The sequence below is a fragment of the Acinetobacter sp. AOR41_HL genome (assembly GCF_027854645.1).
Taxonomy (GTDB): Bacteria; Pseudomonadota; Gammaproteobacteria; order Pseudomonadales; family Moraxellaceae; genus Acinetobacter; species Acinetobacter nosocomialis.
Map to the genome: position 1 here is coordinate 49090 of NZ_JAKTHZ010000049.1, position 6792 is coordinate 55881.

The window sequence follows — 6792 nt, forward strand, 5'->3', positions numbered from 1 at the left end:
GGAAACTTCAAACAAAAAATCTGTTCCGTGGAAGGATGAAGAAAATGAAAAAAATCGTACTTGCTATGGCTGCCGCTTCTGTTGTTGGTTTTTCTGCTTCAGCGCAAGCAGCGAGTACCGTGTGTGTATTCGACCTCTTAGGAAAAGCAGGCGACTCATATAAAATGATGGAAGAATGGGCTCTAGCTGCAAAAGGCTGGGGTACTGAAATTAACTTGGTTCCTCGTCAGGACGAGGCTGTTGCAGATAATGATTTCAAAGCTGGTAAATGTGATGCGGTAGCAATGACTGCTATGCGCGCACGCCAATATAACAAATTCGCAGGATCAATCGACTCGCTTGGTGGTGTTCCTAATAACCAAATCGCGCAACGTGCTATTACTTATGTATTAGATGCACGTAATGCTGCCAAAATGACAACTAACCTTGGTGGTAAAAAATACGAAGTTGCTGGTATCTCTCCGCTAGGTTCAGCATTCATTTTCGTACGTGACAAAAACATCAACTCTGTTGAAAAAGCTGCGGGTAAAAAATTCGCCGTGTTAGGCTATGACGATGCACAAAAAATTATGGTGCAGCGTGTAGGTGCTCAGGCGGTTCTTTCTGATATTTCAAACTTTGCTGCTAAATTTAACAATGGTCAGGTAGATATGGTAGGTGCGCCTGCTTATGCATACAAACCATTAGAATTAAACAAAGGTTTGGGTGCAAATGGTGTAATGTGGAACTTCCCAGTATTACATGTAACTGCTGACCTAGTATTACGTGCTGATAAATTCCCTGCTGGCTTTGGCCAAAAGTCTCGTGACTGGTTCGTGAAACAATTACCTAAAAACTTTGCAATGATTAACCGTTTAGAAGCGCAAATTCCAGGTAAATATAAAATGAACCTAAGTGCTGAAGACAAACTTAAGTATCAAAAAATGTTACGTGATGGCCGTATGGACTTAACTAAACGTGGTATTTACGATGCTGGTATGATGTCTGTATTGAAAAAAGCACGTTGTTCTGTAGACAAAGCTAACTTTGAATGTTCAATGCCTGGTGAATAATTCATATTGATCTTAAAAGCCTAGACTTAGTTCTAGGCTTTTTTGCTTTATATAGGCTGTCAATTCAGCCATTGTGGTGAATTGAAAAGTCGCTAATCTAATTTGAAGATAAAACTTCATCTGGATATATGAAGGTATAAAAACTGAACAAGGATGTGAGTGATCAAAGAAGTACTATCGATATTTAAATATCTATTTTTCTTTAATTGAGCTCATATAAACAGAATTGCTCGTAAAAATATCTTAAACGCAAATTTTAGATGAAGCATATCTCATGAGAATCATGCCGACCAGCGTGAAATTTCTTGATGCTAAAAACAAAAAATCTACAAGGAAAGGAAAAGAATATGCGATTTTCCAAAACGCTTTTACTTGCGATGGGACTCACAACAATTTCATTTGCAGCCGAAGCCAAACAAACTATTTGTGTTTTTGACTTCGTTGGTAAAAATGGTGACGTCTATGCACTCATGAAAGATTATCAGCTTGCAGCGAAAAACTGGGGAGCTGATATCGAACTCAAAGTAAATCAAAACGAAGCAGTGATTGCTGAAGATTTTAAAGCTGGTAAGTGTGATGGCATTAGCGTATCGGGTATGCGTGGGCGTCAATTCAACTCATTTACAGGTTCATTAGATGCTATTGGTGCGATTCCCGATCTCAAACTTGCTGTTAAAGTCATGCAAGGTTTGGCGAGTCCAACCTTTAGTAAATATATGGTGAATGGGCGCTATGAAGTCGTTGGTGTTATTCCGGTAGGGGACGCTTACCTTTTAGTAAACGACCGTAGTATTAATACAGTGGCGAAAGCTGCGGGTAAAAAAATTGCTGTACTAGATTACGATGAAGCGCAAAAAATTATGGTTCAGCAGGTAGGGGCACAGGCTGTGAGTGCTGATGTGACTAACTTTGGAGCTAAATTTAATAATCATCAGGTTGATATTATTGGTGCCCCAGCAGCAGCTTTTAAACCTTTAGAACTACAAAAAGGCTTAGGTACGAAAGGAGCAATCGTTAACTATCCAATCTTACAGGTGACTGGAAATATTATTATCCGTCCAGATAAATTCCCAACTGGATTTGGTCAAAAATCTAGAGAGTGGGTGGCAGGCCAGTTACCACGTGCCTTTACTATCTTAGGTAAAATGAAAGCGGATATTCCGCAAAAATACTGGATGGATGTACCTGCTGCGGATAAACCAGGCTATCAAAAGCTTATGCGTGAATCACGAATTAACCTTACAAAGCGCGGCGTTTATGATAAACGGATGATGAAACTATTATGGCAATTCCGTTGTAAGCAAGACGCGAAAAACTTTGAATGTGGCTTACAAGATGAGAATTACAAATAATCTTGATAAAAATACTCAAGATTCGCTTTAAACTTCGAAGACAGACCCTATATTGATTATGCTATACTCAATATAGGGTCTTTTTTATTTTGAAAGGCACAGCAAAATCCGAGGAACAATCATCATGAATGCCCAAGCTCTAGTTTTGACAGATAATGCTGCCAATAAGGTACGCCAACTCCGTGATAGTGAAGGGAATGACGATCTCATGTTACGTGTATATGTAACCGGAGGCGGGTGTTCAGGGTTTTCATACGGCTTCAATTTCGCCGAAAGCGTAAATGAAGATGATGCTGAATTTGTAAATGGCGATGTAAAGATGCTGGTTGACTCGCTCAGCTATCAATATTTAGTTGGCTCAGTGGTTGATTACGTTGAAGGCCTTGAAGGTTCACGCTTTATTGTGCAGAACCCAAATGCGACAACAACTTGTGGTTGTGGTTCTTCGTTCTCGATTTAAAAAGAATTTTAAATAAAAAAGCCTCTCTATTTTGAGAGGTTTTTTTATTGATGAAATCATCCGCGATCATCTATAGATTCTAAAAAGTATTGCACGAGTTCAGGTGCATTCTGATAAGGAATCCAATGAGAAGCGTTCATGAAAATAGCTTTATAACTATTTTTAAAATAACGTGAGTTTAGCTCGGCGCTTTTTTCAGTAACGGCAATATCATCTTTACCCCAAATAAACAGAGTTGGCACATCTATTAATTTAAAAGGATTCTGAGGTTTATCCCAGAAAAATCCACGATACCAATTCAACGCCGTAGTTAGCCTATTTTCTTTTATAAACTCCGTCTCGAATATTTCAATTTGCTGCTCGGTCATGCCAGATGACTTAAGAAAGTTACGGCCTAATTTAGGCATCTTTTTAAATAAAAGTTCGGGGAGAATCGGGAGCTGAAAAATTGCAAAATAATAAGATTTAAAAAGTTGTCTGCTGCTTAAACAAGCTTTTAAAAAAGCAGCTTGATGAGGTACAGAAACTAAAGTGAGATGTTGAATATATTGTGGATACTTCATGGTTACACTAGACGCAATTACAGAACCCCAATCATGCCCAATTAAATAAACTGGCTGACCAAGCTGCTCAATAAAACTTGCTACATCTTCGACTAGCTCACTTAAAGCATATTCAAAGCGGCTTTCCGGTCTAGCATTTAAACTATACCCACGTTGATGAATCGCAAGTGTTCTAAACCCATGCTGATGCAATAGTTCAGAGGTTTGCTCCCAACTATGGGCAGTTTCTGGAAAACCATGCAATAAAACAACAAGTGGACCATCTAAAGGGCCTGAATCAATCACATCGAATGTCCAAGCCCCACGAATATATTGATGAATACGTTTGGTCAAATCCATAACAACATGCCTTACTTATTTTTGTTGGCATTTATCATGAGTTTTTATGCACATTTAAATAACAGCATTTCGGGTCAGTAAATGTGCTATGAGGTCGAATCTAGGTAAAAGAACTTATAAAAAATCTTATACCGCCGTGATTGTTCCTAAAATTCTAAAATCAGACGCACCAGTTACTGCTGGTAAATTACCACTTAAACTATTCACAAAACGCATTGCTAACCATGCAAATGCTGTAGCCTCGACCCAGGTAGGGGAGAGTCCTAAAACATCTGTGGTTTGAACTGACCAATTGTGCTTACGTAAACGCCAGCGTAATTGTTCTAACAAATAAGAGTTATAAGCCCCACCACCACATACATATACTTCGCCTGTTTCCATATCAGAACGATAAATCGCTTTTTGAATAGCACGCACAGTAAGTTTTAATAAGGTTGCTTGAATATTTTCTGGTGTATCTTCTAACTCATCGTAAGTTAAATCATTACGCCAATCGATTAACTGATCATCTAGCCAGTCAATATTGAAATCTTCACGTCCCGTACTTTTAGGTGGCTCTTTAGAAAAATATTCATGCGCATGAAGGCGGTCGAGTAACGAACGAATAGGATGCCCATAAGCAGCCCAATCACCATTTTCATCATATGGATGACCCGTATGACGATGACACCATGCATCCATCAAAATATTCGCAGGTCCCGTATCAAAACCGAATACACCGTCAGGATTATTGGCAGGTAACATACTTACATTGGCAATGCCGCCTAAATTCAAAATCACACGATGAATGCTTGGATGTTGAAATAATGCTTGATGAAAAGCTGGGACTAATGGAGCACCTTGTCCGCCTGCAGCCATATCTCTACGACGGAAATCTGAAACAACCGGGATTTGAGTGATTTCAGTAATAATGTTTGGGTCGCCAATTTGTAACGTAAAGCCATGCTCTGGACGATGACGAATAGTTTGCCCATGCGAACCGATCGCTTTAATTTGGCTACGGTCTAATTGATGCTTTTCAATTAAGCTATTAATCCCATGACCAATCATTTTGGCTAGAGCAACATCAGCTTTACCCATACGGTCAATTTCATTGTCATCGGGTAATGTTAATGCCATAAGCTCATCACGTAACTCGGGTTCGAAAGGAACTGTAAGAGTGGCATGAAGCTGTAGTGGCTCAAATGAAGCCGCAACAATATCTACACCATCCATACTAGTGCCATTCATTACGCCGATATAGATTGCGCTCATATGCAACTTCCCCCTGCAAGACGCTGAAAAAATGTTAGTATATCGCACAAATTGAATAACTGATGTGTTTAGGTTTTGTGATGTCAAATTTCTTGCCCGCCGAAGAACAGCTTGCCCTCATCCAACGAGGCACGCACGAAATTATTTCAGAAGAAGATTTACTGAAAAAGCTTAAAGAGAATCGTCCTCTTAAAATTAAAGCTGGTTTTGACCCTACAGCACCAGATTTACATTTAGGACATACGGTACTTATTAACAAACTAAAAACGTTCCAAGACTTGGGCCATGAAGTTACCTTCTTGATTGGTGACTATACAGCAATGATTGGTGACCCAACTGGTAAAAGTGCAACTCGTCCGCCTTTGTCACGTGAACAAGTTGAAGCCAATGCTAAAACTTATCAAGAACAAGTTTTTAAAATCTTAGACCCGAATAAAACAAAAGTACGTTTTAACTCAGAGTGGTTTAACCAAAAGTCTGCTGCTGACCTTATTCAGTTAGCCAGTCAACAAACTGTATCGCGTATGTTAGAGCGTGATGACTTTACTAAGCGTTATAGCAACCATCAGCCAATTGCGATTCATGAGTTCTTATATCCTTTAGTTCAAGGCTATGACTCAATTGCGCTTGAAGCTGACGTTGAGTTAGGTGGTACAGACCAAACCTTTAACTTACTCATGGGTCGTACTTTACAAAGCCGTTATGGCCAAGAATCACAAGTGTGTATCACTGTGCCGATTCTAGAAGGTTTAGATGGCGTAAATAAAATGTCTAAATCTTTAGGTAACTATATTGGTGTTTTTGATGCGCCAGGTGCAATGTACCAAAAAGTATTATCAATGCCTGACTCTTTAATCGAACGTTATTTCGATTTATTAAGTTTTAAATCTCTTGATGAGATCAAAGCTTTATTAGATGAAATCGCGGCTGGTCGTAATCCACAAGAAGTAAAACGTATTCTTGCACTCGAGTTGGTTGAACGCTTCCATGATGCTGAAGCAGCTGCCAATGCTCATAAGAGTGCAGGTAACCGTATTACAGAAGGTGAGGTGCCAGAAGATACACCTGAAGTGACTATTTCACGTGGTGAGTTTGGAGGCGAAATCTTTATTGCTACGATTTTACGTGTAGCAGGCCTAAATCCAAATGCAGCAGCTGCAAAAGATGCTGTAGCACGTGGTGCAGTAAAAGTTGACTGGAATGTAGTAGATGCAGGTTTCTCTGTAAAAGAAAATGGCACTTTCATTATTCAGTCAGGTAAGAAAGCAATTGCACGTGTAACTTTCACTGACTAAGAAAGTTATATAGTGAAAAAGCAGGAGTAATCCTGCTTTTTTTATTTCTGGATCTCAAAATCAATTAAGGGTTCCACGTGGAACAATTTGTAATTAACTTAATAGGTAGAAAAATAGAATAAGAAAAAAATAGAAAGTATGAATCAATAAATAGAGTATTTGCTCTAGTTTATCTTTGGAATAGAAAATGCTATATATGCCTATAACCTCTATAAGAAGACATCAAAAATCTAAGGTGAACTGTATTTTCCTAAAATAAAAATGAATAAAAGTAGTGAAAATGCCTAAAAAAAAGCCATATATATCACTTTTTTCGCAAAATAGTAGAAAAAAACGGCACTCAAGAGAAAAAGGCTGAAATACCCCTTGCAAAGGTAAGTTAATGGTCTATAATGCACATCCATCGGCGGTGATGCAGATAGAAACTTGTTGAAAAACAGTTACTTGAGATTAAGTTGGTTACTTTAAGTGATAAAT

6 protein-coding genes are annotated in these 6792 nt (G+C 38.7%); 4 read left to right on the forward strand and 2 right to left on the reverse strand.

The genetic code is table 11. The features are described from left to right. Nucleotides 1–44: 44 nt before the first annotated feature. The 3 genes from MKL35_RS18340 (at nucleotide 45) to erpA (ending at nucleotide 2864) form a co-directional block, all read left to right on the forward strand. Entirely contained in the window at nucleotides 45–1052 is a 1008-nt protein-coding gene (locus MKL35_RS18340; protein WP_002051905.1) for a putative solute-binding protein, read from the forward strand. A 347-nt stretch (nucleotides 1053–1399) separates the two neighbouring features. After that, nucleotides 1400–2404, forward strand: a complete 1005-nt coding sequence (locus tag MKL35_RS18345; protein WP_004882610.1) for a putative solute-binding protein — start codon at nucleotides 1400–1402, stop codon at nucleotides 2402–2404. 124 nt (nucleotides 2405–2528) lie between these two features. Then, nucleotides 2529–2864 (forward strand): iron-sulfur cluster insertion protein ErpA, encoded by a 336-nt coding sequence (gene erpA, locus MKL35_RS18350; RefSeq protein WP_000993572.1) that lies wholly within the window; start codon nucleotides 2529–2531, stop codon nucleotides 2862–2864. A gap of 56 nt (nucleotides 2865–2920) precedes the next feature. Here erpA and MKL35_RS18355 read toward each other — a convergent pair whose 3' ends face one another. Together MKL35_RS18355 and MKL35_RS18360 are read right to left on the reverse strand one after the other, a co-directional pair. Beyond that, on the reverse strand, nucleotides 2921–3766 hold the full coding sequence (locus MKL35_RS18355; RefSeq protein WP_032012021.1) for an alpha/beta fold hydrolase: 846 nt from the start codon (nucleotides 3764–3766) through the stop codon (nucleotides 2921–2923). A 126-nt stretch (nucleotides 3767–3892) separates the two neighbouring features. Next, entirely contained in the window at nucleotides 3893–5020 is a 1128-nt protein-coding gene (locus tag MKL35_RS18360; RefSeq protein WP_270914364.1) for an anhydro-N-acetylmuramic acid kinase, read from the reverse strand. Between the two features lie 62 nt (nucleotides 5021–5082). Between MKL35_RS18360 and tyrS the strand changes: the two genes are divergently transcribed. Further along, nucleotides 5083–6315: a tyrosine--tRNA ligase gene (gene tyrS, locus MKL35_RS18365; RefSeq protein ID WP_006581460.1), complete on the forward strand. Its 1233-nt coding sequence runs from the start codon at nucleotides 5083–5085 to the stop codon at nucleotides 6313–6315. The last annotated feature ends 477 nt before the right edge of the window (nucleotides 6316–6792 follow it).